The 26,181-nt window shown below is 73.3% G+C and carries 26 protein-coding genes; 10 read left to right on the top strand and 16 right to left on the bottom strand.

Translation table 11 applies throughout. The features are described from left to right. The first annotated feature begins 2 nt into the window (after window positions 1–2). On the top strand, window positions 3–938 hold the full coding sequence (bla, locus tag KV381_RS34540; protein WP_086779020.1) for a class A beta-lactamase: 936 nt from the start codon (window positions 3–5) through the stop codon (window positions 936–938). Window positions 939–942: 4 nt separating this feature from the next. Here bla and KV381_RS34535 read toward each other — a convergent pair whose 3' ends face one another. The 11 genes from KV381_RS34535 to KV381_RS34485 form a co-directional block, all read right to left on the bottom strand. Then, the gene (locus KV381_RS34535; protein WP_193463543.1) at window positions 943–1,626 is read right to left on the bottom strand and encodes an ABC transporter ATP-binding protein; all 684 of its coding nucleotides are present in this window, start codon (window positions 1,624–1,626) and stop codon (window positions 943–945) included. Further along, window positions 1,619–2,617 (bottom strand): ABC transporter ATP-binding protein, encoded by a 999-nt coding sequence (locus KV381_RS34530; protein ID WP_030632565.1) that lies wholly within the window; start codon window positions 2,615–2,617, stop codon window positions 1,619–1,621. The genes KV381_RS34535 and KV381_RS34530 overlap by 8 nt, the downstream gene beginning before the upstream one ends. Next, a complete protein-coding gene (locus KV381_RS34525) occupies window positions 2,614–3,471 on the bottom strand; it encodes an ABC transporter permease (protein ID WP_086779023.1) in 858 nt (285 codons plus the stop codon). Before KV381_RS34525 ends, KV381_RS34530 begins: the two co-directional genes overlap by 4 nt. Then, a complete protein-coding gene (locus tag KV381_RS34520) occupies window positions 3,464–4,429 on the bottom strand; it encodes an ABC transporter permease (protein ID WP_179889484.1) in 966 nt (321 codons plus the stop codon). The genes KV381_RS34525 and KV381_RS34520 overlap by 8 nt, the downstream gene beginning before the upstream one ends. Window positions 4,430–4,452: 23 nt before the next feature. Further along, complete coding sequence (locus KV381_RS34515; protein WP_218787042.1) at window positions 4,453–6,069, bottom strand: ABC transporter substrate-binding protein; 1,617 nt, start codon at window positions 6,067–6,069, stop codon at window positions 4,453–4,455. 157 nt (window positions 6,070–6,226) lie between these two features. Continuing rightward, window positions 6,227–6,742, bottom strand: a complete 516-nt coding sequence (locus KV381_RS34510) for a hypothetical protein (protein ID WP_030081922.1) — start codon at window positions 6,740–6,742, stop codon at window positions 6,227–6,229. Window positions 6,743–6,886: 144 nt separating this feature from the next. After that, on the bottom strand, window positions 6,887–8,005 hold the full coding sequence (locus KV381_RS34505; RefSeq protein WP_218787041.1) for an acyl-CoA dehydrogenase family protein: 1,119 nt from the start codon (window positions 8,003–8,005) through the stop codon (window positions 6,887–6,889). Then, window positions 8,002–9,195 (bottom strand): acyl-CoA dehydrogenase family protein, encoded by a 1,194-nt coding sequence (locus KV381_RS34500; protein WP_030632576.1) that lies wholly within the window; start codon window positions 9,193–9,195, stop codon window positions 8,002–8,004. The genes KV381_RS34505 and KV381_RS34500 overlap by 4 nt, the downstream gene beginning before the upstream one ends. Continuing rightward, window positions 9,192–10,157 (bottom strand): NADPH:quinone oxidoreductase family protein, encoded by a 966-nt coding sequence (locus tag KV381_RS34495; protein WP_030081916.1) that lies wholly within the window; start codon window positions 10,155–10,157, stop codon window positions 9,192–9,194. The genes KV381_RS34500 and KV381_RS34495 overlap by 4 nt, the downstream gene beginning before the upstream one ends. A gap of 103 nt (window positions 10,158–10,260) precedes the next feature. Further along, a complete protein-coding gene (locus KV381_RS34490; RefSeq protein ID WP_030081914.1) occupies window positions 10,261–10,860 on the bottom strand; it encodes a helix-turn-helix domain-containing protein in 600 nt (199 codons plus the stop codon). 54 nt (window positions 10,861–10,914) lie between these two features. Beyond that, window positions 10,915–11,649 (bottom strand): PIG-L deacetylase family protein, encoded by a 735-nt coding sequence (locus KV381_RS34485; protein ID WP_193463547.1) that lies wholly within the window; start codon window positions 11,647–11,649, stop codon window positions 10,915–10,917. A 249-nt stretch (window positions 11,650–11,898) separates the two neighbouring features. On the opposite strand from KV381_RS34485, the gene KV381_RS34480 reads away from it, so the two are divergent. After that, window positions 11,899–12,471, top strand: coding sequence for a rhodanese-like domain-containing protein (locus KV381_RS34480; protein WP_030081910.1), 573 nt, complete (start codon window positions 11,899–11,901; stop codon window positions 12,469–12,471). 65 nt (window positions 12,472–12,536) lie between these two features. Here the strand turns inward: KV381_RS34480 and KV381_RS34475 are convergent, their stop codons facing one another. Then, window positions 12,537–13,832, bottom strand: coding sequence for an alpha/beta fold hydrolase (locus tag KV381_RS34475; protein ID WP_218787040.1), 1,296 nt, complete (start codon window positions 13,830–13,832; stop codon window positions 12,537–12,539). Between the two features lie 145 nt (window positions 13,833–13,977). Between KV381_RS34475 and KV381_RS34470 the strand changes: the two genes are divergently transcribed. After that, window positions 13,978–15,141, top strand: a complete 1,164-nt coding sequence (locus KV381_RS34470; RefSeq protein WP_086778544.1) for a betaine/proline/choline family ABC transporter ATP-binding protein — start codon at window positions 13,978–13,980, stop codon at window positions 15,139–15,141. A gap of 151 nt (window positions 15,142–15,292) precedes the next feature. Further along, window positions 15,293–16,117, top strand: a complete 825-nt coding sequence (locus KV381_RS34465) for an aldo/keto reductase (protein ID WP_030081904.1) — start codon at window positions 15,293–15,295, stop codon at window positions 16,115–16,117. A 13-nt stretch (window positions 16,118–16,130) separates the two neighbouring features. Here the strand turns inward: KV381_RS34465 and KV381_RS34460 are convergent, their stop codons facing one another. Continuing rightward, complete coding sequence (locus KV381_RS34460) at window positions 16,131–16,430, bottom strand: DUF2087 domain-containing protein (protein WP_218787039.1); 300 nt, start codon at window positions 16,428–16,430, stop codon at window positions 16,131–16,133. Window positions 16,431–16,801: 371 nt separating this feature from the next. Here KV381_RS34460 and KV381_RS34455 point away from each other — a divergent pair, with 371 nt between their 5' ends. Further along, a complete protein-coding gene (locus KV381_RS34455) occupies window positions 16,802–17,707 on the top strand; it encodes a nitroreductase/quinone reductase family protein (protein ID WP_030081900.1) in 906 nt (301 codons plus the stop codon). Between the two features lie 13 nt (window positions 17,708–17,720). Here KV381_RS34455 and KV381_RS34450 read toward each other — a convergent pair whose 3' ends face one another. Genes KV381_RS34450 through KV381_RS34440 form a run of 3 tightly spaced genes read right to left on the bottom strand, consistent with a single transcriptional unit; the run spans window position 17,721 to window position 20,042 of the window. Beyond that, on the bottom strand, window positions 17,721–18,671 hold the full coding sequence (locus tag KV381_RS34450; protein WP_218787038.1) for an ABC transporter substrate-binding protein: 951 nt from the start codon (window positions 18,669–18,671) through the stop codon (window positions 17,721–17,723). Further along, window positions 18,668–19,339 carry an ABC transporter permease gene (locus KV381_RS34445; protein WP_030081896.1) on the bottom strand — a complete coding sequence of 224 codons (672 nt, stop codon included), beginning with the start codon at window positions 19,337–19,339 and terminating at the stop codon, window positions 18,668–18,670. The genes KV381_RS34450 and KV381_RS34445 overlap by 4 nt, the downstream gene beginning before the upstream one ends. A gap of 25 nt (window positions 19,340–19,364) precedes the next feature. After that, the gene (locus KV381_RS34440; RefSeq protein WP_030081895.1) at window positions 19,365–20,042 is read right to left on the bottom strand and encodes an ABC transporter permease; all 678 of its coding nucleotides are present in this window, start codon (window positions 20,040–20,042) and stop codon (window positions 19,365–19,367) included. 326 nt (window positions 20,043–20,368) lie between these two features. Here KV381_RS34440 and KV381_RS34435 point away from each other — a divergent pair, with 326 nt between their 5' ends. The 5 genes from KV381_RS34435 (at window position 20,369) to KV381_RS34415 (ending at window position 26,179) form a co-directional block, all read left to right on the top strand. Then, the gene (locus tag KV381_RS34435; RefSeq protein ID WP_030081893.1) at window positions 20,369–21,427 is read left to right on the top strand and encodes a tetratricopeptide repeat protein; all 1,059 of its coding nucleotides are present in this window, start codon (window positions 20,369–20,371) and stop codon (window positions 21,425–21,427) included. After that, window positions 21,424–22,473, top strand: a complete 1,050-nt coding sequence (locus KV381_RS34430; protein WP_030081888.1) for a polyprenyl synthetase family protein — start codon at window positions 21,424–21,426, stop codon at window positions 22,471–22,473. The genes KV381_RS34435 and KV381_RS34430 overlap by 4 nt, the downstream gene beginning before the upstream one ends. A gap of 169 nt (window positions 22,474–22,642) precedes the next feature. Then, complete coding sequence (locus tag KV381_RS34425; protein WP_218787356.1) at window positions 22,643–23,203, top strand: isochorismatase family protein; 561 nt, start codon at window positions 22,643–22,645, stop codon at window positions 23,201–23,203. Window positions 23,204–23,546: 343 nt separating this feature from the next. Next, window positions 23,547–24,701 carry a glycosyltransferase gene (locus KV381_RS34420; RefSeq protein ID WP_032787599.1) on the top strand — a complete coding sequence of 385 codons (1,155 nt, stop codon included), beginning with the start codon at window positions 23,547–23,549 and terminating at the stop codon, window positions 24,699–24,701. Further along, window positions 24,698–26,179, top strand: a complete 1,482-nt coding sequence (locus KV381_RS34415; RefSeq protein WP_373461184.1) for a sugar transferase — start codon at window positions 24,698–24,700, stop codon at window positions 26,177–26,179. Before KV381_RS34420 ends, KV381_RS34415 begins: the two co-directional genes overlap by 4 nt. Window positions 26,180–26,181: the final 2 nt, after the last annotated feature.

Raw genomic sequence — 26,181 nt, 5'->3', positions numbered from 1 at the left:
CCATGCATCACCCCCGTGTCAGGACCGCCGTCGCCGGTCTGGTCGCCGCGCTCTCCCTCGTACCGCTGGTGGCCTGCGGGCAGAGCGACTCCGCCGCGCGGGACTCCTCCGCCAAGCCCGTCGCGAGCACGTCGGCCTCCGCCACCGCGAAGCCGTACGCCGAGGGCTTCGAGAAGCTGGAGCGCGAGTTCGGCGCACGGCTGGGCGTGTACGCCGTCGACACCGGCACCGGACGCGAGGTGACCCACAACGACCGGGCGCGGTTCGCCTACAACTCGACCTTCAAGGCGCTCCAGGCCGCGGTCGTGCTCGACACCTACTCCCTGGACGGCCTCGACAAACGGGTGACCTACACCCGCGAGGACCTGGTCGCCAACTCCCCGGTCACCGAGAAGCACGTGGACACCGGCATGACGCTCAAGGAACTGTGCGACGCCTCCGTGCGCTACAGCGACAACACCGCGGCCAACCTCCTCTTCGACCACGTCGGCGGACCGAAGGGCCTGGACGCCTCGCTGGAGAAGCTGGGCGACGACGTCACGCGGATGGACCGGGAGGAGCCGGAGCTGAGCCGTTGGGTCCCGGGCGAGCAGAGGGACACCTCCACGCCCCGGGCGCTGGCCGAGGATCTGCGCGCGTTCGTCCTGGGCAAGGCCCTGCGCGCACCCGAGCGGGCGCAGCTGACGGCCTGGCTGCGGACCAACACCACCGGGGACGCGGTGATCAGGGCGGGCGTGCCCAAGGGCTGGGTCGTCGGCGACAAGACCGGAACCGGCAGCTACTACGGGGCCCGCAACGACATCGCCGTGGTCTGGCCCCCGGACTCCGCTCCCATCGTGATCGCCGTCCTGTCGCACCGCGGTACGAAGGACGCGGAGCCGGACGACCGGCTCATCGCCGAGGCGGCCTCCGTGGTCGTCGACTCGCTGTCCTCCTAGCTGTTCACCTGGCGGCCCCGGCCGGTGTCTGCTCGGTCTCGCGCTCGCCCCACCGGACCGTACGGTCGCACCAGCGCTCCAGCAGCACCCGGTCGTGGCCGACGGCCAGCAGGGAGGCCCCGGACTCGGCGCGGTAGCGCTCGACGACGGCGACCAGGGCCGCCGTGGTGGACGCGTCGAGCATCGCGGTCATCTCGTCGCAGATCAGCAGCCGGGGCTCCAGCACCAGGGCCCGGGCCAGACAGGCCCGCTGGAGCTGGCCGTCGCTCACCGCGTGCGGGCGGCGCTCCAGCAGCTCGTCGGAGAGGCCGACCAGCGGGGCCAGTTCCGCCACCCGCCCGGGAACGTCCCGGCGGCGCCCGGTGGACCGCAGCGGCTGGGCGATCAGTTCGCGCAGGCTGAGCCGGGGGTCGGCGGAGAGCCGGGGCTGCTGGAAGACGACGCCGACGGCGGTGCGCTGCGCGCGCGGGGCGCGGTGCCGCCAGCCGCGTATCACCGTGCCGTCCAGGGTCATGGTTCCGGCGTCCGGGCGGTGCAGCAGGGCGGCGACCTTGGCCAGGGTGGACTTGCCGCAGCCGCTGGGGCCCAGCAGCCCGACCGCCTCGCCCGCCGCCACGTGCAACGACACCTCGCGGACGACCGGGTCGCGGCGGTCGTAACCGGCGGTGATCCGGGTCAGCTCAAGCATCGGCGGCCTCCTTGAGGGGGTGCGTCCGGCCGGTCAGCGCGTGGTGGCAGGCCAGATCCGCATCGAAGACCGGCTGCTCTTCGGTGCAGCGGGCGTCGGCGTACGCACAGCGGGCCGCGAAGGCGCAGCCCTCGGGCAGCGCCCCCAGCTCCGGCGGCATGCCGGGGATCGGGGCGAAGTCCCGCTCGGGCAGGGCGTCCAGCAGGCCCTTGGCGTACGGGTGCCGGGGGCCGGGCGCGCCGAAGAAGCACGGGGCGTCCGCGATCTCGACGATCCGGCCGGCGTACATGACGGCGACCCGGTCGGCGATGCGTTCGGCGGCGGCCAGGTCGTGGGTGATGATCAGCAGCGCCCGGCCCTCGTCGGTGTGGCGGCGCAGTTCGTCCACGGTCCGCTCGACGAGGTCCCGGTCGAGTCCGGTGGTCGGTTCGTCGGCGAGCAGCAGCGGGGCGTCGCCGATCAGGGCGAGGGCGGTCGCGGCGCGCTGGGCGAGGCCGCCGGAGAGCTCGTGCGGGTAGCGGTCGAGGTGGCCGTCGGGGAACGAGGCGCGGTCCGCCGCCGCCACGGCCGCCTTGCGCAGTTCGCTCCCCCGCACTCCGGTCAGCTCGCGCAGGCTCTCCTCCAGTTGGGCGCGGACGGTGCGCACGGGGGTGAGGTGGGCGGCGGGGCTCTGCGGTACGAGGCCGATGCGCCGTCCCCGTACCGTGCGGGCGAGGGTGCGCTCGTCGGCGGTGAGCAGGTCCGTGTCGCCGCCGAGCACCGCGCTTCCGGTGGTGGCCGCGTTGGCGGGCAGCAGTCCGAGCAGCGCGGAGGCCAGGACGGACTTGCCGCAGCCGCTCTCGCCGACCAGGGCCAGGCACTCCCCCGGTGCGACGGAGAAGCGGGCGTCGGTGACGGCGGCGATGTCCCGGCCGCCGCGCATCCGGAAGCGGACGGAGAGGTCCCGGACGTCGAGGGCGGGCGCGACGGTGTTCTCGCGGGCGTCGGTCACAGCATCAGCTCCGATTTCCGGCGCGGGTTGATCCGGTCGCGCCAGGCTCCGGCGAGTCCCGCGAGCGCGAGGGTCGGGATGATCAGGAAGAGGCCGGGGAAGAGGGTGGGCCACCAGTCCCCCGCGAGCAGCGAACCGCGCGCGGACTGGACGAGGTTGCCGAGGCTCGCCTGATGGGCCGGGAGGCCGAGGCCGAGGAAGGACAACGCGGACTCGTGCCACATCGCGTGCGGCACCATCAGCACCGCCGCCAGTCCGGCCTGCGGGAGCACGCCCGGCAGCAGGTGGCGCACGATGACGCGGGTGCGCGACGCGCCGCCGGAGACGGCCGCGTCGATGAAGGGGCGCGAGCGCAGCGAGAGGACCTCGGAGCGGACGATCCGGGCGGTGGAGATCCAGTGCGTCAGGGCGACCGAGATGACCACCGGCCAGACGCCGGGCCGGAACATCGCGACGATGAAGATGCCGAGCAGCAGATGCGGGATGGAGGACAGGGCGTCGACGACGCGCATCACCACCCGGTCGGTCCAGCCGCCGAACGCCCCGGCGAGCGCGCCGATCGCGGTGCCGATGACGGTGGCGGTGAGGGCCGCGACGAGACCGACGAGCAGCGAGACGCGGAGCCCGTAGACGCAGCGCAGCAGGAGGTCGCGGCCGACGTCGTCGGTGCCGAACGGGTGGGCGAGGGACGGCGGGACGAGCTTGTTGGCCAGATCGACGGCCTGCTGGTCGAGCTGGGTCAGCGGCGGCACGACGAGGACGGCGAGCGCGACGGCGATGACGATCGTGGCCGAGGTGACGACGCGGACGCGGCGGGTGGTGCGGCCGGGAAGGGCGAGCGTGGTCTCAGCCATCGAAGGCCACCCGGGGGTCGGCGAGTCCGTAGAGGAGGTCGGAGAGGAGGTTGCCGAGGAGTACGGCGGCGGTGGCGAGCACCGTGAGCGCGGCGAGCAGCGAGAAGTCCACCGAGGTGGCGGCCTCGACCGTGGCGGCGGCGATGCCGGGCCAGCTGAAGACCGTCTCGACGAGCAGGGCGCCGGTGATGAGTTCGGGGACGCGGGAGCCGATCAGGGTGAGCATCGGCAGCATTCCGGAGCGCAGGGCGTGACCGAGGAGCACGGTCCGCTCGCTCAGGCCCCGGGCGCGGGCGCCGCGGACCGGGTCCTCGGCCAGGGCGTCGGCGACCCCTTGGCGTACGTACAGGAAGAACCACGGCAGCTGCGAGACGCCGAGGACGGCGGCGGGCAGCACGAGGTGCGAGGCGACCTGGCCGAAGGTGACGACCTCGCTGGCGGCGTCGGTGAGCCCGCCGGCCGGGAGGACGTCGAGCTTCAGGGCGAAGAACCAGATGGCGAGCAGCCCGAGCCAGAAGGCGGGGGCGGCTTCCAGGGTGTACGCGACGGAGCTGACGCACCGGTCGAGCCAGCCGCCGGGCCTGCGCGCGGCGAGGACGCCGAGGCCGGTGCCGAGCAGGATCGCGACGAGGAAGGCGGTGGCGGCGAGCAGGACGGACCAGCCCATGCGCTCGGCGATGACGTCGGCGACCGGCTGGCGCATCACGCTGGAGTCGCCGAGGTCGCCCCGGAACGCCGAGGTCAGCCAGTCCCACCAGCGGGCGACGAGCGGCTGGTCGACGCCGAGGTTGGCCCGCAGCTGGTCGAGGTTCTCCTGTGACGCGGTGAGCCCGGCGGTGCCGGCGTAGGCCTTGACCGGGTCGAAGGGGGACGCCGCGGCGACGGCGAAGACACCGAAGGTGACGGCGCCGAGGACGGGGACGGCGAACAGGGCCCGCCGTCCCGCCATCCGCGCCATCGGCCCCCAGGGGAGGCGGCGGCTCACTTCTTCGAGCCCCCGGCGCCGTCGGTGGACCACTTCTCCACGTTCCACCAGGGGCCGGAGGCCAGCCCGTGGTCGTGCGGCTCGATCTGGGTGGTGAGCGATCCGAAGCGGTCGTCGACGACGTAGAGGTGGTCGATGTGGGTGAGGAAGGTGTAGCCCGGGTTCTTCACCAGCTCGCGCTGGACGGTGTCGTAGGCCTTCTTCCGCTCGGCCTTGTCCCCGCTCCTGCGGCCCGCCTCGATCGCGGCGTCGACGGCCTTGTTGTCGTACCAGGCCATGTTGTTGAAGCCGTCGCCCGCGAGGGAGGACTTCAGCAGGGTGTACTGGTCGAAGTCGGGGTCGGCCGGAGAGCCGCCGCCCGCGAGCACGGCGTCGTGCTTCATCCGGGGCTCGATGACCTCCCAGGTGCCGGCCTCGGCGGTGATGGCGATGCCCGCCTTCTTGGCGTCGGAGGCGTAGGCGAGGGCGTGCTCCTGGCGGAGCTTGTCACCGGTCAGGTACCAGAGCGGGAAGGCGGCGCGCACACCGTCCTTGACCCGGACGCCGTCCTTGCCGGGCTTCCAGCCGGCCTCGTCGAGGATCTTCTTCGCGGCGGCGAGGTCGTGCTTCCGCTCGGTGCCCTTGGTGAACCACTCGCTGTCGGTGGGGACGGGCCCGTAGGCGGGCTTGCCCGCGCCGTTGAGGATGGCCTGCACCATGGTCTCGCGGTCGACGGCGACGTCGAGGGCACGGCGTACGGCGGTGTCGCCGGCGACCTTGTTGTGCGTCGGGAGGGTCACCGTGCGGTAGTCGTAGCTGTTCGCGGCGTAGGTCTTCCTGCCCTGGTCGTCGGCGAAGCCCTTGGCGAGGTTGGGCGGCAGGATCGCGCCGTCGAGGTCGCCGGAGCGCAGCCGGGTGGCGCGCACGTCGTCGTCCTTGATGATCGCCATGGTGAACTTCTTCACCTCCGGCTCGCCGCCCCAGTAGTGGGGGTTGGCGGTGAAGCTGAGCTTCTCGCCCTTGGACCACTTGGTGAGGACGTAGGGCCCGGTGCCGACCGGCTTGGTGGTGAAGGCCCCGGTGTTGACGTCCTGCTTGCCCGCGATGTGCTCGGGGGCGATGGGCAGGACGGTGCGCTGGGCGAACGGCGCGTAGGGGTACTTGAGCGTGAAGACGACCGTGTCCTCGCCCTTCGCGGTGACGTCCTTGACGGCGTCCAGCTCGGTGCGCGAGGCGTTGTTGGTCTTCTCGTCGAGGATGGTGCGGTAGGTGAAGACGACGTCCTTGGCGCCGAACGCCTTGCCGTCGCTGAACTTCACGCCCTGCCGCAGCTTGTACGTGTACGTCAGACCGTCGGCGCTGACCTCGGGGAGTTCGGCGGCGAGGGCGGGCTTCAGCTTCAGGTCGGCGTCGAGCGCGAGCAGTCCGTCGAAGATCTTGGAGTTGCCGTCCTTGCCGTAGCCGAGCAGCGGGCTCAGGCTGTCGGGCTCGTAGGCGATGCCGACGACGGCCGAGGTGGACCCCGATCCGGATCCGCCCTTGGCGCTGTCCGGGTTCGAGCAGGCCGCCGCGGTCAGGGACAGGGCGGTCACCAGCGTGGCGGCGACCGCCACCCGTATCGATCGGGCCGTCATACTCTGCACATCCCTGTTGAAGATCGACTGTTGTTGCGAACAGCACGCAATTAAACAGCACGTAAAAGGCCCTGGTACACCCCGCCTCGACAGGCGGGACGGGGTGCACCAGGGCCGGTGTGACCGAGCATGAACGCTCGGGGGCGGCCGCGGCCGCCTACAGCGGAGCGTCGGCCAGGTCGACGGTGAGTACGTCCTCGTCCCGCGTCCGGTGGTCGATCGTGATCGAGCCGGCCGCGCCGGAGTAGGCGCCCGTCCCTCCGGTGACGGCGAAGACGTGGGACCACGGCTGGAAGTTCACCGGGGACTCGGTGACGGCGGGAAGCGGCCGCTGGAAGGCCGTGGCCGCCGTGATCAGGCCGTCGTCGAGACTCAGGGCCAGCGTCGCCATGACGAACGAGCCGTCCAGCCCGACGGTGACGGGCAGGCAGTGGGCGTTCTCGGTGCCGACGCTGTCGCCCTGCGCGTCCGACAGCTCGTACCGGACGAAGTACGGGACGCCGGCCGTCAGGACGTCCGGGATGTTCGCACCCGTACGCCTGCCGGTCAGGACGATCCGGCGGTCCGCCCTGCGCGCCGCGTGGGCGGCCCCGCCCGCCCCGACGACCAGTCCCCCGGCGGCGGTCGCCGCCGAGGTCAGCCGCAGAACCCTTCTGCGATCCATGTCCGTCATCGCCTGCCTCACACCCTTGTCGGTCGTCTGCCCGGGCGCACTCGCGCCCCTCGGACAAACGCCCACCGGGCCGGAACGGATCGCCCCGCACTCGCACACCACCGCAATGGACGAGCCGGCCGACGCGTCCGTAGCGATCGAACGCTACGGAGCGGGCAGCTCCGCAAGCTCCGCGACCGCCTGACGGTGGCTGCCCGCCGTGCCGTACGCGATCGAGTCGGCCTTGGCCCGCTTCAGGTACAGGTGCGCGGGGTGTTCCCAGGTCATGCCGATCCCGCCGTGCAACTGGACGCACTCCTCGGCGGCGTGGACCGCGACGCCCGAGCAGTACGCCTGGGCCACCGCGACGGCGAGCGGGGCGTCGGGGCTGTGGGTGGCCAGCGCGTCGGCGGCGTTGCGGGCGGCGGCACGGGCCGAGACGACCTCCAGCCAGAGCTGCGCCATCCGGTGCTTGAGCGACTGGAACGAGCCCACGGGCCGGTTGAACTGGTGGCGTTCGCGGGTGTACCGCACGGTCTCGGTCAGGCACCATTCGGCGATCCCGAGCTGCTCGGAGGCGAGCAGTCCGGCTCCGGCGAGCAGTCCGCGCCGTACGGCGGCGGCGCTCGTGTCCGCGTCGGCGAGCAGGGTTCCGGCCGCCCCGGTCAGGGTGACGGCGGACAGGGGCCTCGTCAGGTCCAGCGGGACGAGCGGGCTCACGGCGACACCCGGGTCCGAGACCTCGACGGCGTACAAGCCCTCGGCGGTCGGCACCAGCAGGACGTCGGCGGCGGCCGCGTCGGCGACGCCGCGTACCGTCCCGTCCGGAGCGGCGAGCGCCGTGTCCGCCCCGGCGGGCGGAGTCGCGAAGGGCACGGCGAGCACGGCCGTACGGGCGCCGGAGGCCAGCTCGCCCAGGAGCGCGGCGGCCGGTCCGTCCTCGGCGCCCAGGGCGAGCAGGGTCTCGGTGGCCACGACGGAGCTGGTCAGGTACGGGGCGGGGGCGACGCTCCGGCCCAGCTCCTCCAGGACGACGGCGGCCTCGCGGTGGGAGGCGCCCTGGCCGCCGAGCTTCTCCGGCACGAGGAGTCCGGCCGCGCCGATGCCGCCCGCGAGCGATGCCCACAGCTGCGGGTCGTACGGCGTGTCGGACTCGGTGGCGGCGATCACCGTCGGCGCGTCGGCCCGGTCGGCGAGGAGGGCGCGCACGGCGGAGCGCAGGTCCTCCTCGTCCTGCGAGTAGAGCAGGTCGGGGGTGGCGGGGGGCTGGGCGGGCGTGGTCATCGGCTCAGGTCCTTCCAGGCGACGTCCTTGTCGTTGCGGGGTTCGGCGGGCAGGCCGAGGACGCGTTCGGCCACGATGTTCAGCAGGACCTCGCTGGTGCCGCCCTCGATGGAGTTGCCCTTGGAGCGCAGATAGCGGTAGCCGGCGTCCCGTCCGGTGAAGTCGACCAGTTCCGGGCGGACCATGGTCCAGTCGCCGTACAACAGGCCCTCGTCGCCGAGCAGTTCGACTTCCAGACCGCTGATCTCCTGGTTGAGCCGGGCGAAGGCGAGCTTCATGCCCGAGCCCTCGGGGCCGGGCTGTCCGGCGACGAGTTGCTGGCGCAGCCGCTCGCCGGTGAGCCGGGCGACCTCGGCCTCGACCCAGAGGGTCAGCAGGCGCTGGTGGGTGTCGGGGGTCCGCAGTCCGGGGCGTTCGCGCCAGGTCTTCGCGACCGGGCCGATCATGCCGCCCTCGCGCGGGATGCGGGAGCCGCCGATGGAGACGCGCTCGTTCATCAGGGTGGTCTGGGCGACCTTCCAGCCCTCGCCGACGGGGCCGAGGCGGTGGCTGTCGGGGATCCGTACGCCGGTGAGGAAGACCTCGTTGAACTCGGCCTCGCCGGTGATCTGGCGCAGCGGCCGGACCTCGACGCCGGGGTCGGTCATGTCGCAGATGAAGTAGCTGATGCCCCGGTGCTTGGGCAGGTCCGGGTCGGTGCGGGCGATGAGGATCGCCCAGCGGGCCAGATGGGCGCTGGACGTCCAGACCTTCTGCCCGTCGACGATCCAGTCGCCGGTCTCGTCCCTCACGGCCCGGGTGGCGAGCGCCGCGAGGTCGGATCCGGCGCCGGGTTCGCTGAAGAGCTGGCACCAGACCTCCTCGCCGACCCACAACGGGCGCAGGAAGCGCCGCTTCTGCTCGTCGGTGCCGAAGCCGAGGACGGTGGGCGCGGCCATGCCGAGGCCGATGCCGATGCGTCGCGGATCGTTGTCGGGCGCGTCGGCGGCGGCGAGTTCGGCGTCGACGACCTGCTGGAGGGAGCGGGGCGCGTCGAGCCCGCCGAGGCCCACCGGGTAGTGGACCCAGGCGAGGCCGGCGTCGAAGCGGGCCTTGAGGAAGTCGGTGCGCTCGGTGGTGGCGGGCGGGTGCGCGGCGAGCAGCTCGCGGGTGCGGCGGCGGACCTCGGCGGCGTCGACGGCGGGGCTCATCGGGCGCCTCCGGGCAGGACGACGATGCGGCCGGTGCTGGTGCCGTCGGCCACGCGCTGGACCGCTTCGGCCGCTCCGGCCATCGCGACACGCTCACTGATCAGGGGTTTGACGATGCCCTGCTCGGCCAGCTCGGTCAGCTCGTCGTGGCAGGCCCGGACGGCGGCCGGGTCCTTGGTGTTGTAGAGGCCCCAGTGCAGGCCGACGACCGAGTAGTTCTTCACCAGGGCGTGGTTGAGGGCCGGGGTGGGGATGACGCCGCTGGCGAAGCCGACGACGAGGATGCGGCCCTCGAAGGCGACGCACTTGGTGGACTTGGCGTACGCGTCGCCGCCGACCGGGTCGTAGACGACGTCCGCGCCGCGCCCGCCGGTGGCCTCCTTCACCACGGCGACGATGTCCTCGCTCCGCCGGTCGATGACCAGGTCGCAGCCGAGCTCGCGGGCGACGGCGGCCTTCTCCGGACCGCCGACGACGCCGATGACCTTCGCACCGGCCGCCTTGCCGAGCTGGACGGCCGCGCTGCCGACGCCGCCGGCCGCCGCGTGGACGAGGAGGGTTTCGCCCGCCCGGAGGTTCGCGCGGCGGTGCAGGCCGAACCAGCCGGTCTGATAGCCGATGTGCAGGGCGGCCGCTTCGGCGTCGTCCAGCGCTTCGGGGGCGGGCAGCAGCGCCGCCTCGTCCGCGACGACGTACTCGGCGAAGCCGCCGTGCGGGAGGGCGGGGGTGGCGAGGACCCGGCGCCCGTCCTCGGTGGTGCCGCACACCTCGACGCCCGGGGTGAACGGCAGCGGCGGCCGCACCTGGTACTGGCCCCGGCAGAGCAGGGCGTCGGGGAAGTTGACGTTCGCGGCGCGGACCTCGACGAGCACCTGCCCGTCGCCGGGCGTCGGCCGGTCCGTCTCCTCCAGGCTCATCACCTCGCCCGGCTCGCCGTTCCGGTGCACTCGCCATGCCTGCATGAGGGGCCTCCACAACACTGTCGGCATTACCACTGCTCCGGCGCATACTAAGCGGTCGCTTGCCGATCTGGGAACACCTTCGCCCGGCCGGTGGCGGGGTCCCTCAGCCCCGCTTCGGCTTCGCCCTCACATGCATGCGTTCGCCCTGCGGGCCGAAGAGACTCAGGAACTCCACCGTCTCGTCCTCGGCCGGGCCGAACCAGTGCGGCAGCCGGGTGTCGAACTCGGCGGCCTCCCCCGGCCCCAGCACCAGATCGTGTTCGGCCAGCAGCAGCCGCAGCTTCCCGGAGAGCACGAACAGCCACTCGTACCCCTCGTGGGTGCGCTGTTCCGGCGGGCCGCCGCTGCCCGGCTCCTGGATCAGCTTGTACGCCTGGAGGCCGCCGGGCCGGGCGGTCAGCGGCAGCATCGTGCGGCCGTGCTGCACGATCGGCTTGGCCCGCACCCGGGGGTCGCCGACCGGAGTGGCGCCCACCAGGTCGTCGAGCGGCACCTCGTGGGCGCGGGCGATCGGCAGCATCAGTTCGAGGCTGGGGCGACGGCCGCCGGACTCCAGCCGGGAGAGCGTGGAGACGGATATGCCGGTGGCGGCGGAGAGCGCGGCGAGGGTGACCCCACGGTCCTTGCGCAGTCGGCGCAGCCGGGGGCCGACCCCGGTGAGGACGGCCTCCAGTTCCGGGTCGTCCCGGTCGTTTTCCTTCATGCCGCCATTGCAGAATCGGCAAGCCGGTTTGTCAATACGGTCAGGTCACCGCGGTCAGTGGGCGAAGACCTCGAAGGTGACCGCGGGCCGGCCGCCGAACCGCTCGGCGGCGGCCTCCACCATGCCCGTCAGAAAGGTCCGGCAGTACCGCTCCGGATCCTCCCGGGTCAGCGCCTCGATGTACGTACGGTGCTCCAGCAGCGACCGGACCGAGCGTTCGAGACCGGCCGTCGCGTCGACCGCGTGGGTGGGCCGGTCGCTGCCCGCCACGGCGGTCCAGCGCACCCCGTCCCACGGCCGCAGCCCCTGCTCGCCGAGTTCCGGGAAGATCCAGCGGTTGCCCGCGTCGCCGACCGCGTCCAGCGCGGCGCGCCCGACCGCGCGGTGGTCGGGGGTGTTCCAGGCGACGCCGCCCCAGGTGTCGCGGTGGTTGAGGGTGACGACGAGTTCGGGGCGGTGGCGGCGGATGGCCGCGGCGATGTCGCGGCGCAGCCCGGTGCCGTACTCGATCACCCCGTCACGGTGGTCCAGGAACTCCACGGTCCGTACGCCGACGACGGCGGCGCTCGCCCGCTGCTCCCGCTCGCGCACCGGAGCGCACTCCTCGGGCGGCAGGGTGTCGATCCCGGCCTCGCCGCGGGTGGCGAGGAGGTAGACGACCTCACGGCCGCCGTCGGTCCACTCGGCCACGGCCGCGGCCGCCCCGTACTCCAGGTCGTCGGGGTGGGCGACCACGGCCAGGGCACGCTGCCAGTCGACGGGCATGGGTTCGAGTCGCTGCGGCGTCATGACCGCAGGCTACCCACGTCCCGTCGCACCGGCAGGCCGTCCGGGTGCGGCAGCGGTGCGCCACAGGCGCTCGCGGCCCTCCGGGCGTCGGGCCGGGCGAGGAACCCGACCGGCCGGGGCCCGGCCGCGGGGCCGGGCGTGCGAGGCTGGACCCCGGTGGCGACCACCGCGACCCCGGCCCGGCCCGTCCGGACCGGTGGGAGGGCACCCTCCCGACCCGCCGCCCCGGCGAACGAAAGGAACCCGCCCGTGCCCAGCCCCGCATCCCTCTCCCCCGCCCAGGCCGCAGCCCGCCTGGAGGAGTTCACCGTCGTCGACGTGCGGGCTCCCGGCGAGTACGCCTCCGGCCATGTCCCCGGTGCGCTGAACATCCCGCTCGACAAGCTGCCGGACGCGCTGCCTGCCCTCAAGTCCGCCTCCGCGCGCGGTTCGCTGCTGGTGGTGTGCGCCTCCGGGGTCCGGTCCACGCGGGCCTGCGAGATCCTCGCGGGCGCGGACATCGAGGCCGTGACGCTGACCGGCGGCACCTCGGCGTGGGAGGGCGACGGCCGCGGCCTCGACCGCCCCGAGGGCGCGCGCACCACCTGGCCCATGGAGCGCCAGGTGCGGCTCGCGGCGGGCTCGCTGGTGGTGGCCGGGCTGGTGGCGGGCATCCGCTTCCCGGCGGCGCGCTGGCTCTCCGCCGGCATCGGCACGGGCCTGGTGTACTCGGCGGTCAGCAACACCTGCGGCATGGCCGTCGTCCTCTCGAAGCTGCCGTACAACCGGGCCCCGCGTGCCGCCGGTGACCTGGACACCACGCTGGAGCAGCTCCAGCGCTGACCCGGCGGGGCCTGGCCGGCCGACGACCGGCCGGGCCCCGGGGCGGGCGCTCCGGCGGCTGCCGGTCAGGCCTCGTCGCGCACCAGCGCCAGCAGCCGGTCCAGGACCCGGGGCCCGCCCGCGCGCACCCCGTCGTGCTCGTACTCGTTCGTCACCCAGGTCCGCAGCCCCCGGATCGCCGCCGCTGTGCACAGCGAGTCCGCGGTGTCGACGTACATGTCGTCGTGGTAGACGGCCGCCGCGACCGGGACCTCGTTGGCGGCGAGCCGCTCGGGGTCGTACAGCACTGGCCAGTCGGTGCGCCGGGCGAGCAGTTCGGCGGTCTCGCGGAGCGGGCGCAGCGCCGGGTCGACGTCGAAGTGCCAGGGGTGGATGGTCTCGCCGGTGAAGAGGACCGGCCCGTCGCCCGCGAGCGCGGTGGCCGCGTCGAACTGCGGGAACTCGGCCCGTACGCGTTCCGCCGCCCAGTCCGTGGCGCGCTCGCCCTGCCCGTAGATGGCCTCGTGCAGCAGGGCGTACAGCGGGTGCCCGGCGAAGGAGGCGGCGGTGCGCATCGCCTCCTGGAAGGCGTCGGAGAGTTCGGTGGCGCCCGGGGTGCGGACGAAGGCGTTCTCCAGCAGGTAGTGGAGCTGGTGGCTGCCGCTGCCGGAGCCGAGCATGATGCCGAGCGACTGGAAGCCCTCGGGGGTGAGCCGGTGTCCGGCGCTCTCGGGCCGGTGCTCGGCGAGGTGTGCGGCGATGGCGCGGGCGCGCTCGACGTCCTGCGGGTAGCGGGCGTAGTGGGCGGCGACCTTCCGTTCGATCCGCGGGTACGCGGCCCGGTAGACGTCGTCCGCGTGCGCGTCCAGCGAGGGCAGCCCGCCGGTGATGAGGACCGCCGCGAGGCCCTCGGGCGCCGAGGAGAGATAGCGGACGGCGCAGAAGCCGCCGAAGGACTGGCCGAGGACCGTCCAGGGCGCTCCGCCGGTGAGCTGCGGCCGGATCAGCTCGCAGTCGCGGACGATGGAGTCGGAGCGGAAGTGGGCGAGGTAGTCGGCCTGTTCGCGCGGGCCGCCGCGCAGCGGGAGGGTCTGCCGGTTGGCCGGGGTGGACAGCCCGGTGCCCCGCTGGTCGAGGAGGAGGACGCGGAACTCCCGCAGGGCGCGGCCGAGCCAGGCCTCCGTGCCGACGAAACGGCGTGCGCCGAAGCCGGGGCCGCCCTCCAGGTAGACCAGCCAGGGCAGTTCCTCGCCGGCCCGGGAGGCGGCGACCGCTTCGCGGCCGTAGACCTCGATCTGCTCACCGCCGGGGTCGCTGTGGTCGAGGGGCACGGTGAAGCGCCGGTCGGTGAGGACGACACCGGGCTGCCGGTAACTGCTCACGGGGAACTCCTGAATCCGGGGTGCGGACTGATCCGGGCGAAAGGGCCAGTTCAGCACATGCCCTCCCGGTGGAGGACGAAGGGGCCGTGCCCCGGACGGTCCCGGCCCGTGTGCGGCGCGGCCCGGACGCTCCTACCGTGCAGACATGATCCGGTTCGAAGAGGTCGGCAAGGTCTATCCGGACGGGACGACGGCGGTCGACGGGCTGTCCTTCGAGGTGGCGGAGGGTGAGCTGGTGACCCTGGTGGGTCCGTCCGGCTGCGGCAAGACGACCACGATGATGATGGTGAACCGGCTGATCGAGCCGACCTCGGGCCGGATCCTGGTGGACGGCGAGGACATCGCCGGGATCGACCCGGTGAAGCTGCGCCGGCGGATCGGCTATGTGATCCAGCAGGTGGGCCTCTTCCCGCACCGGACGGTCCTGGACAACACCGCGACCGTACCGGCGCTGGTCGGCTGGAAGCGGGCACGGGCCCGGGAGCGGGCGGCGGAGCTGCTGGACCTGGTGGGCCTGGACCCGAAGACGTACGGCTCGCGCTATCCGGCGCAGCTCTCGGGCGGCCAGCGGCAGCGGGTGGGTGTCGCGCGGGCGCTCGCGGCGGATCCGCCGGTGCTGCTGATGGACGAGCCGTTCGGAGCGGTGGACCCGGTGGTGCGGGAGCGGCTGCAGAACGAGTTCCTGGCGCTCCAGCAGCGGGTGCGCAAGACGGTGCTCCTGGTGACGCACGACATCGAGGAGGCGGTGCGGATGGGCGACCGGATCGCGGTGTACGGGGAGGGCCGCATCGAGCAGTTCGACACCCCGGCCGCCGTGCTCGGCACCCCGGCGACGCCGTACGTGGCCCGCTTCGTGGGTTCCGACCGGGGCCTGAAGCGGTTGTCGGTCACCGCGATCGAGCCGGAGGACCTGGAGGAGCCGCCGGTGGCCCTGCTGGAGGAGCCGGCCCGGGAGGCCGCGGCCCGGCTGGGGGCGACGGGGGCCCGGTGGGCGGTGGTGCTGAACGGCGGGGGCGAGCTGCACGGCTGGGTGTCGGCGGACGCGCTGCGGCCGGCCGGCGAAGGGGCGACGGTGGGTTCACTGGCCCGCCGGATGGACGCGTGGGTGCCGGTGGGCGCGCCGCTGAAGCAGGCGTTCAGCGAGATGCTCCAGCACGACGCGGGGTGGGTGGCGGTGCTGGACGGGGCCCGGTTCCTCGGCGTTCTCACCCCGGCGAAGCTGCACGAGGCGCTGCGCCGGTCGGTGGACGCCGATGCGCAGGGGGTGGGCCGTGAGGAGGTGGAGTTCGACTCGGTGGCGGACGCGTAGGGGCGGGGGTGATCCGATCCACCTTGCCCGCGTTTGCAGATAACCCGCGTATGCAATTATTGTTGACGCCAGTAAACGTCGTACGCCAGAGATGGCGGCGTGCGACGCGCACGAGGCACACCGCTGCACCGCTCTACCGGAAGGCCGTCACATGTCCACCGTCCCCACCGTCACGCTGAACAACGGCGTGGCCATCCCCCAGCTCGGCTTCGGCGTCTTCCAGGTGCCCGACGACGAGACCACCGCCGCCGTCTCCGCCGCGCTGGAAGCCGGCTACCGGTCCATCGACACCGCGGCGATCTACGGCAACGAGGTCGGCGTGGGCCGTGCGCTGGCCGCCTCCGGGATCCCCCGCGAGGAGCTGTTCATCACCACGAAGGTGTGGAACGCCGACCAGGGCTACGACGCGACGCTCGCCGCCTTCGACGCGAGCCTGGCCAAGCTCGGCCTCGACCACGTCGACCTCTACCTGATCCACTGGCCGACGCCCGCCCACGACCTGTACCCGGAGAGCTGGCGCGCCCTGGAGAAGCTGGTCGCCGACGGCCGGATCCGCGCGGCCGGGGTCTCCAACTTCCAGCCCGCGCATCTGAGCCGGCTGCTGGAGACGGGCACGCTCGTCCCCGCCGTCAACCAGGTCGAGCTGCACCCGGGCCTTCAGCAGGCCGAACTGCGCGCCTTCCACGCCGAGCACGGCATCGCCACCGAGGCCTGGAGCCCGCTGGCCCAGGGCGCGCTGCTCAAGGAGGAAACGCTGGTCTCCATCGCCGAGCGGCACGGCAAGTCCCCGGCCCAGGTGGTGCTGCGCTGGCACCTCCAGCTCGGCAACATCGTGATCCCCAAGTCGGTCACGCCCGAGCGGATCCGGCAGAACATCGACGTCTTCGACTTCGAGCTGTCGGACGCGGAGATGGACGCCGTCGCCGCGCTGGACCGGGGCATGCGCACCGGACCGGACCCCGACACGCTCAACTGACCCGGTTCACGGGTCAGCGTCCGCGGCGGTAGCTGCTGCCGTCCCGGGGCCGCACCAGCAGCCCCGCCACGACGAGATAGCGGCGCAGCGCGGAACAGTCCTCGTGGACGGTGAGCAGCACCTCGTTCACCTCGCGCTCGGTGTACGAACGCTCCCGCTCGAACAGCGTGCCGGCGAGGTGCACGAGCAGCTGCTCCCGACGGGCCTCCTTGCGCGGGATCGCCACCAGGCGGCCGTGCGAGAAGAGCGCCTCGACCCGGTGTGCACGAGGGGTCGTCGACAGGGGCGCAAGGGTCTCTTGTTCGGCGGGCATGGCCGGAAGCGTCGCAGGCTTCCTCAGAACGGGCAACGCGTTTTCCTCGCGTTGCCCGTCCTCGCGTTGCCCGTCCTCGCCCGCCCGTGCCCGCGTCGCCCGTCCGCGCGTTGACAGACCCGCACCGGCCGGGTTGTGATGGGAGGCGTGCAGCGTGACGCCGGCCAAAGAGATCTGGGCCGGCCGGCGGTCAAGCCGGCACCTTCTTCCCAGGGATGACGCCATGAGTCGATTCATCGCCCCCTGCCTCTGAGCAGCCGCGCCCCGAGCCACTGCGCTCCGAGCGCCTTCACGTCCGAACCACCTCACCGCGGACACTCCGCGCCGGGCCCTCGCCTGCCCGCATTCCTCACGGGAGACCCAGAACCTCCATGCCCCATGCCTTCCAGCAGTCCGTCATCGCCGAGTTCCGCGCCAACGCGGGGAAGGTCGGCGGCCCCTTCGAGGGCGCCGATCTGCTTCTGCTGACCACCACCGGCGCCCACTCCGGGAAGCCGCACACCACACCGCTCGGCTACGTACGCGACGGCCGCCGGCTGCTCGTCGTCGGCTCCAACCTCGGCGCACCGCTGCATCCGGACTGGTACCGCAATCTCCTCGCCCACCCCTCCGTTCAGGTGGAGTTGGGGGACGAGGAGTTCCCGTCCCTCGCCGTGCCGGCCGAAGGGGCCCGGCGCGACGAGCTGTTCGCCCGGGTGGTGGCCGAAGCGCCCGGCTACGCGGAGTACCAGGCCGCGACCGACCGGGTGCTGCCGGTCGTGGTCCTGGAGCTGCCGGACCCCGACGACACGCCTCGCCCGATCACCTCGCTCGCCGGCAAGCTGATGGAGGTGCACACCTGGCTGCGCGCCCAACTCCTGCACGTGCACGCGGAGACGGAGGCACACTTCGCCGCACGGGCCGACCACGGAGGTGCGGGCGAACCGCCCGCGCCCGGTCTCGGGCTGCAGATCCGGCAGCGCTGCCTGGCGTTCTGCCAGGCGCTGGAGTTCCACCACACGGCCGAGGACGGCCATATGTTCCCCACGATGGAGGGCTACCACCCCCAGCTGGCCGACGTCTTCGAGCGGCTGCGGGAGGAGCACCGCGGCATCGGGGAGCTCCAGTCGGCGCTCGCCGCCCTGCTGGCCGATGCCGCCATCACCGAGCCGGACCGCTTCCGTGCCGAACTGACGCGGATGACAGAGGAGTTGACGGCCCACCTCGACTACGAGGAGGAGCAGATCCTGCCACTGCTGACGGATGTGCCCTGGCCACCGGCCCCGCCCGCCTCCTGAGCCGTCGGCCGGCTCAGCCCTTCGGGAGGAGCTTCTTCGACTCCAGGTAGGTGCGCGCGACGTCCTCGGGCAGCCGGCGCCAGCTGTCGACCTGCTCGTTCATGGACGCCAGGTCGGCGGTGGTCAGTACGGTGTTGAGCCGGCCGAGGGCGTCGCGCACCCCGGTACTCCCGGCGCGGGCGCGGTTGACGACGGGGACCACGTAGTCCGCGTTCTGGAGGTTCTTGTCGTCCCCCAGCAGGACCAGGCCGAACTGGTCCAGGGTGGCGTCGGTCGTGGTGGTGAGCACCATCTGGTCCTGGCCGTTCTGCACCGCCTGTTTCGCCTGGGTGGTGCCGACGCCCTTCGGGTCGACGGCGACGACGTCGATGCCGTACGTCTTGCGCAGCCCGGGGGCGCAGTAGGGCCGCTGGACGCATTCGTCGCCCGCCGCCAGCCGTACGGGCAGCTTCGCCGCGCCGACGTCGCTGAGGGTCGTGAGCCCGTGCTTCCTCGCGTACGCGGCGGAGACCGCGAAGGCGTTCTGGTCGACGGCCCGGCCGGGGTCGAGCACGGTCAGCCCGCGCGGGGCGGCCAGCGCGCGGAGCGCCTTCATGGTGGTGGCGAGGTCGGGCGATCCGACGGGGGGCGCGTCGGCGCCGTTGGCCTTGGCGTTGAGCCAGTCGGCGAAGGTCGCCGCGTACTCCGCGACGACGTCGATCTGCCCGTTCTCCAGGGCGGGTTCGTAGATCTCCCGGTTGGTGACGGCGATGATGTCGGCGGAGTATCCGGCGTTCTCCAGGAGCAGGGCGTACATCTGGGCGAGCAGGTCGCTCTCGGTGAATCCGGCCGAGCCGACGGTGAGTTCCCTGCTGTCGCCGGGCGGTGCGGTGACCTCGCCCTGGTTCTCCAGGCTGGGCCCGGTGGTACAGGCGGTGGCGGCGAGGAGGGCCAGCGCGGCCAGGGCCCGGCGGGCGCGGTTCACACGGCCTCCCGTCCGCGCCGGGGCACGAGGCGCTGCCCCGCCTCGAAGAGGCCTTCGACGAGGAGGGCGAAGACGGCCACGAGGATCGCTCCGGCCACCACCTGCGGGGTGGCGGCGAGGTTGAAGCCGGCGGTGATGATCCGGCCCAGTCCCCCGCCGCCGGCCAGTGCGGCGAGGGTGGCGGTGGCGACCAGCTGCACGGCGGCGATCCGTACACCGGTGAGGATCAGCGGGAGGGCGAGCGGCAGTTCCACGCCCAGCAGCATCTGACGGCCGGTCATGCCCATGCCCCGGGCGGCCCGGACGACGTCCCGGTCGACCTCGCGCATGCCGACGTAGGCGTTGGTGAGGAGCGGCGGCACGGCGAACAGCACCAGCGCGATGATCGTCGACCACTGGCCGTACGTGCCGACGGGGGTGAGCAGCAGCAGGACCAGCACGGCGAAGGTGGGCACGGCCCGGCCGATGTTGGAGAGGTTGACGGCGAGCGCGCCGCCCTTGCCGAGGTGGCCCAGGACCAGGGCGACGGGCAGGGCGATCAGGCAGCTGATGAGCAGGCAGACGACGGTGAGGAAGAGATGTTCGCCGAGCCGGTTCCAGACGCCGTCCGGCCCGGACCAGTGCGCGGCGGTGGTGAGCCAGGACCAGGTGTCCGCCAGGGTGTTCACGCCCGCCTCCCGTCCCGGTGCGTGCTCACGCCCGCCTCCGGGTCCAGGGCGTCAGCAGTCGGCCCGCTCCCAGGAGCAGCAGGTCGGCGGCGACGGCGATGACGACGCACAGGACGGAGGCGGTGAGCACCTGGGCCTTGAAGTAGGTGTTCATGCCGGAGTAGATGAGGTTGCCGAGTCCGCCGTGGCCGACGATCGCCCCGACGGTGACCAGGGAGACAGCGGAGACGGTCGCGATGCGCAGCCCGGCCATCGCGGCGGGCAGCGCGAGCGGGAGCTCCACGGCGAGCAGCAGGCGCAGCGGCCCGTAGCCCATGCCGCGGGCGGCCTGCCGGGTCTCCTCGGGGACGGCGCGGAGCCCGGCCAGGATGTTGCGGACGAGCAGCGTCAGCGAGTAGAGGACCAGACCCGCGACGACGAGCGCGGCGGAGAGTCCGTACAGGGGCAGCAGCAGCGAGAACATCGCCAGCGACGGGATCGTGTACAGGATCGTCGTCAGGCCGAGCACCGGCCCGGCCGCCCAGCGCCACCGGCGGGCCGCCAGGGCCAGCGGGACGGCGAGCACCAGGGCGACGGCCACCGCGGCGGCCGTCAGCTGGAGGTGTTGCAGCACCGCGTCCACGAGGATCTCGCGACGGCTGGAGAGATAGGCGCCGCAGATCCACTCATTGCGGGCGAGGCAGTCGTCCGGGGGCGCCATCACCTGTTCATTCGAGCGCGGCGGCGGTGCCGTCGCAGGTCAGGAGCGGCCGTTCGGGGGGGCGGGCCACAGCGCGAACAGGAGCTTTCGGCACACTTTCGGGCACGGGAACGGGATCGTGAGCGAAAGCGGAACGAGCTGGGCCGTACGAGCAACCCTCCTCGGCCCGCTGCCGTCTTGATCAATGACAGGACGGTTCGCCGCGTGTGACGAGCGGCGTCCAACCCCCACATGATCCGGGCCTGCACGACCGGCCGACTATACCCCCCATGTATACGCAGAGGGTATAGCCGCCCCGATGCGGGCCCGGCACCGCGCGGAAGGCACCCATGCAGACCAAGGCACTGGCGCCCGAGTACCAGGGAGCTCTCACCAAGATGTCGGTGAACGCCTCCCTCACCGACGTACTGGCCGAGGGAGTACGCCATCTGAGGCAGGCCGAGCTCTCCGGATCGCAGGAGGAGGTGGCCCGCTCCGGCCTCGCCGTGGCCGAGGCCCACCGCAGGCTCGGGCACGTGGCGGAGGCCGACCGGGCCTGGAAGGCCAGCTACCGGGCCGCGCGGGCGGCCGGGAACACCGGGGCGATGGCCTGGGCGCTGTGGAGCGGCGGCACGCTGGCACGGCAGCGCGGGGCGCTGCGGCTCGCGTTCCGGCTGCTCGGCCTCGCCGCGGAGCTGGGCAAGCGGGGCGGCGATGTGGTCGCCCGCGGCTACTCCCTGGCCGGTCTCGCCGAGACCGGGCGGATCCAGGGCGACTACGCCACCGTCGCGACGCTGCACGAACAGTTGCTGGCCGAGGCGCGCGCCCGGGGCGAGGCCCGGCACACCGTGTGGGCACTGGAGGGCATCGCGCAGATCCACCGCAACACCGGCTCGCTGGACACGGCGCTGGAGATGTTCGAGGAGGCGGCGGTCCTGGCGGGCGACGCGGACGACCGGCGGGGCCGGGCCTGGGCGCTGCGCGGCATCGCCGACATCGTTTCCCTCCGGGACGGGGCGACCGGGCGGGCCCTCGATCTGCTCTCCGAGGCCGAGGTCACCTGCCGCGAGATGAAGCTGTCCAGCGCCCTGGCGTACAACCACAAGATGCGGGCCAACGTGCTGTTCCGGGCCGGGCGGTACGAGGAGGCCCGAGAGGTCTACGAGCAGGCGCTCGGCGAGTTCCGCGCGATGGACGAACCGCGCGGCGAGGCGCTGTCCTCCCTCGGCCTGGTCAAGGCGCGGGCCAGGCTCGGCCGGGACCGCGCGGCCACCGCCGCCGACCTGGACGAACTGCGGGGCAGGCTCAGCCGGATCGGGCTGCTGAACGCCCGGGAGATGGTCGAGAAGGCGTACGCCGAGCTCGGCGTGGAACAGCCCGTGGCGGACGGGAGGGGCGACCGCGCATGACGCTCTCCACGACCCGCCGGGCGAGTGCCCCGCAGATACTGGACCGGTGCCGCGAGCTGGTGCGCCCGGCCCTGGTGGAGTCGGTGGGCCGGCTTCACCCCTGGCACGCGGAGACGGCGGCGTTCTCGCTGGGCTGGAGCGGGACGGGCGGCGAGCCGGTGCCCGGATCGCAGGGCAAGGGGGTGCGCCAGGCACTCGCGGTGCTCGGCGCGGAGGCCGCGGGCGGCTGCGGTTCGGACGCGGTGCTCGGTGCGGTCGCCGTCGAGCTGATCCACACCTTCTCCCTGATCCACGACGACATCATGGACGGCGACGAGACCCGTCGCCGCCGGCCGACGCTCTGGAAGGCGTACGGCACGGGCCCGGCGGTCCTCGCGGGGGACGCCCTGTTCGCGCTGGCCGTCGCCACGCTGGCGGAGGCGCCGGGCCCTGGCGGTCCGGCCGCGGTGCGGCACCTGGCCGGCGCGCTGGGCGATCTGGTGCGCGGTCAGGCGCAGGACCTGCTCTTCGAGTCCCGGCCGTGGACCGGGCCCGGGGCGGTCCTGCCGCACGAGTACCGCTCGATGGCCACCCTCAAGACGGGTTCCCTGCTCGGCTGCGCGGCCGCCCTGGGCGCGGCGCTGGCCGGCGCCCCGGCGTCCACCTCGGAGGCGCTGGACCAGGCGGGGCGGCATGTGGGGGTGGCGTTCCAGGCGGTGGACGATCTGCTCGGCATCTGGGGCGATCCGCAGGTGACCGGCAAGCCGGTGCACAGCGATCTGCGGCGGCTGAAGAAGACCTACCCGGTGCTCGCGGCCCTGTCCGCCGACCACCCGGCGGCCCGGCGCCTCGATGCGCTGCTCGCCTCCGCCGGACCGCTCGACGACCGGGCGGCGCGCCGTGCGGCCGAGCTGATCGACGAGGCAGGCGGACGGCGGGCCACGCTCGCCGAGGCCCGGGAGCATCTGGCGGCGGCCCGCGACTGTCTGGACCGGGTGCCGCTGGCCGAGGAGGCCCGTGCGGATCTGCTGACGCTGATCCCGTATCTCGTGGACCGCACCGGCTGACTTCGTGGACCGCGCCACCCCGGCCCGTGGCCGCCCGCCGGAAATCGGTGGGCGGCCACGGGCCGTCGTCCGGCACGATGGGCGTTGCCGGGGCTTCGCCCGCGGAGCCGCCGCCGTGACGACGTAAGGACTCCTCCGGTATGACCGCCGCCCCGCTCCCGTCCAGGCGCTGCTCGTCGTCGATGTCCAGGAGGCATTCGTCGCGGGGGACGCCGCCGTGCCCGACGCGCCCCGGCTGCTGGACCGGGTGACGGATCTGGTCGAGCGGGCCCGCCGGGCCGGGGCGCTCGTCGTGCATCTGCAGAACGACGGCCCGGCCGGGGCGCCCGACGAGCCCGGGACGCCCGGGTGGGAGCTGCGTCTGCCGGTGCGCACCGGACCGGGCGAGAGCGTGATCCGCAAGAGCGAGGACGACGGCTTCGAGGACACCTCGCTGGCGGCCGAGCTGACGGCGGCGGGCGTCCGGTCGCTCGCCGTGTGCGGGGTGATGTCGGAGATGTGTGTGCTCGCCACCGCCCGCCGGGCCCTGGAGCTGGACTACCGGGTCGTCCTGCCGCACGACGCCCACGCCACGTACGACATTCCGGCCGCGCCGGACATCAGCGACGTGGTTCCGGCGGCGATGGCCTCGCGGGTCGCGGAATGGGCGCTGGGCGACGAGGTGGAGATCGTGGCGCGCGCCACGGACGTCGCTTTCGGCACCGCGGACCGCACCACGAGAACGGCGTAATCGGCCGATGGATGGTGATGCCATCCGATGCGGCGATCGGCGGTGTGCGGTAAGGCGGAAAAAGGTGACGGTATAACCGGCGCCATGCGTACGGAGCACTGCCGCCATTCCGTGCGACAGCCCCGCGCGAGCCCTTTCGCGACCTGCCCGAAAAGGGGTTTCGGCCATGCTCCGGTCTCTCTCACTGCCACTCGAACGGCCCTCCGGAACGCGTCATCCCCGTGTGGTCGTATGAGCGAGTCACGCGCACGATTTCGCCACATCTCTGCGAAAGTGCAGTTCGGCTTTGGGCCCGGTGGGCCTTACTGACCGGATTGAGCGAAGAGAGCCGTGCGTGCTGCACATGCGTCGTGAAGAAAGACAATTGACGGTCCTTCATTTGGTTCAGCCCGTGGACGGCGGAGTGGCCCGGGTCGTCACCGATCTCGTCAGGGCCCAGGCCGGGTCGGGACTGCGCCCCGTGGTGGCCTGTCCGCCCGGGAGCCCGCTGGCCCTCGGGGCGGCGTCGGCGGGCGCCGAGGTCCACGACTGGTCCGCCACCCGCGCCCCCGGCCCCCGGCTGGCCGGTGAGGTCGCCGCCGCGCGCCGTATCGTCCGCGCGAGCCGCCCGCACGTGGTGCACGCCCACAGCGCCAAGGCGGGACTGGCGGGCCGGATCGCGGTGCGCGGCCGGGTTCCCACGGTGTTCCAGCCGCACGCCTGGTCGTTCGAGGCCGTCGGCGGGCGCACCGCCGAACTCGCCCTCGGCTGGGAGCGGTTCGGGGCACGCTGGGCCGATCACATCCTGTGCGTCAGCGAGTCGGAGCGCCGCACCGGCCAGGAGGCGGGCATCGCGGCCCGCTGGTCGGTCATCCACAACGGCATCGACCTCGACCGCTTCCGCCCCGGCGGCCGCGCGGAGGCCCGCGCGTCGCTGCCCTTAGGGGACGGTGTCGACCGCGACGCCCCGCTGGTCGTCTGCGTCGGCCGGCTGACCCGGCAGAAGGGGCAGGACGTCCTGCTGCGGGCCTGGCGCCGGATGCCGGTGGCCGGGGCCCGGCTGGTCCTGGTGGGCGACGGTCCCGACCGGGGCGCCCTGGAGGCATCGGCCCCGCCGGGCGTGCTGTTCACCGGAGCCTGCGCGGACGTACGGCCGTGGATCCACGCGGCGGACGTCCTCGTCCTGCCCTCCCGCTGGGAAGGCATGGCCCTGGCCCCGCTGGAGGCGATGGCCTGCGGCCGCCCCGTCGTGATGACCGACGTGAACGGGGCGCGGGAGAGCCTGCCGCCCGGCCACGAGGACCACTGTCTGGTGCCTCCGGAGGATCCGGAGGCACTGGCCGCGGCGCTGACCGCGCTGCTCGCCGACCCGGAACTGCGCGAGGCGGTGTCCCACCGGGCCCTGCGCCACACCCGGGCGGCCTTCGACGTCCGACGGACCGCGGGGGCGGTTGCCGGTCTCTACCAGGAACTTGTCGGCATGTCCGGCCCCACGACGAGGAAGCGCACCGAGCGATGACGATGGAGAGTGCACCGGTTCCCGGATCCGGCCAGGCGACAGCCGTACAGGCTCACACGGTTCATCCGCCGCGAAGAAGCGGCGGCGGTGCGCAGGTGCGGCCCGGTGAGCGCCGGGCCGTCCGGTACGGCCGTTCCGTGCCGCTGCTGGGTGTGGACGCCCTGGCCCCGGCCGTGACGTTCGCCCTGGTCGTCCCGGTCTCCTGGCCGTGGCTGCTGGTGGCCGCGCAGGCGGTGGTGCAGGTGCTGCTCTTCGCCCAACGCGGCCTGTACCGGATGCGCTTGTCCTTCTCGGTCCTCTCCGAACTGCCCGCGCTCACCGGTCTCACCCTCCTCCAGTGGTACGTGACCATGGAGGTGCTGGACGTCTGGGCCCCGCAGCACGCGATCGGCTGGGCGGTGCTCGCGTACGGGGCCGGTACGCAGACCGCGCTGACCTGCGCGGGGCGTGCGGCCGCGTACCGGGCCCGGCGCCGGGCCGCCGTCCGCCGCCCGCTGTCCACGCTGGTCGTGGGCCAGGGCCCGCTGGCCCGTCAGGTGACGGCCGCCCTGTACGACCACCCCGCGTACGGGCTGCGGCCGGTCGGGCTGGTCGCCGCCCCGGCGGCCGGGGACGAGAAGCAGCCGGCGGGTTCCGACACCGTGCCGCTGCCGGTGCTCGGTTCGCCCCAGGAGGTGGGGCGGGCGGTCGTGCAGAACAGCGTGCGGCACGCGGTGTTCACCGCGCCGCCCGAGGCCACCCCGGACGGCGCCGCGCTCTTCACCCTGCTCACCGGGCACGGCTGCCGGGTGTGGCTGGTCACCGGCCCGGGCGCGGTCGCGGGTCCTCCGGCGGGAGGCCGCCCGGACCATCTGTGGGGCTTCACCGCCCAGCCCCTGCACGACGGGACCGACCGTCCCCTCGGTCATGGGGTGAAGCGGGCGATGGACGCCGTCCTGGCCGCGGTCGGACTGCTGCTGGCGGCCCCGGTGATGGCGGCCTGCGCCCTGGCCGTGCGGCTTTCCGACGGGCCGGGCGTGATCTTCCGGCAGGAGCGCGTCGGCCGGCACGGTCGTCCCTTCGTCCTGCTGAAGTTCCGTACGCTGCGGCCCGCCGACGTCCAGGAGTCCGCGACCCGCTGGAACGTCGCGTCCGACGGACGGATGAGCCGGGTCGGCCGGGTGCTGCGCCGGACCTCCCTCGATGAGCTGCCGCAGCTGTGGAACGTTCTGCGCGGCGATATGAGCATGGTCGGCCCGCGCCCCGAACGCCCCTTCTTCGTGGCGCAGTTCAGCCGTGCCCACCCCGGCTACCAGGCCCGTCACCGGATGCCGGTCGGCATCACGGGGCTGGCCCAGGTGAACGGGTTGCGGGGGGACACCTCGATCGAGGAGCGGGCCCGCTTCGACAACCGCTACATCGAGACCTGGTCGCTGTGGCAGGACGCGTGCGTGCTGGCGCGGACCGCCGGTTCCCTGTTCCGGCTCGGAGGCAGCTGACC

Origin of the sequence: Streptomyces sp. WY228 (assembly GCF_019287315.1) — a bacterium.
Classification (GTDB): domain Bacteria; phylum Actinomycetota; class Actinomycetes; order Streptomycetales; family Streptomycetaceae; genus Streptomyces; species Streptomyces caviscabies.
Note: the sequence above shows the minus strand (reverse complement) of the source record. Positions and strands in the feature narration are given on the sequence as shown.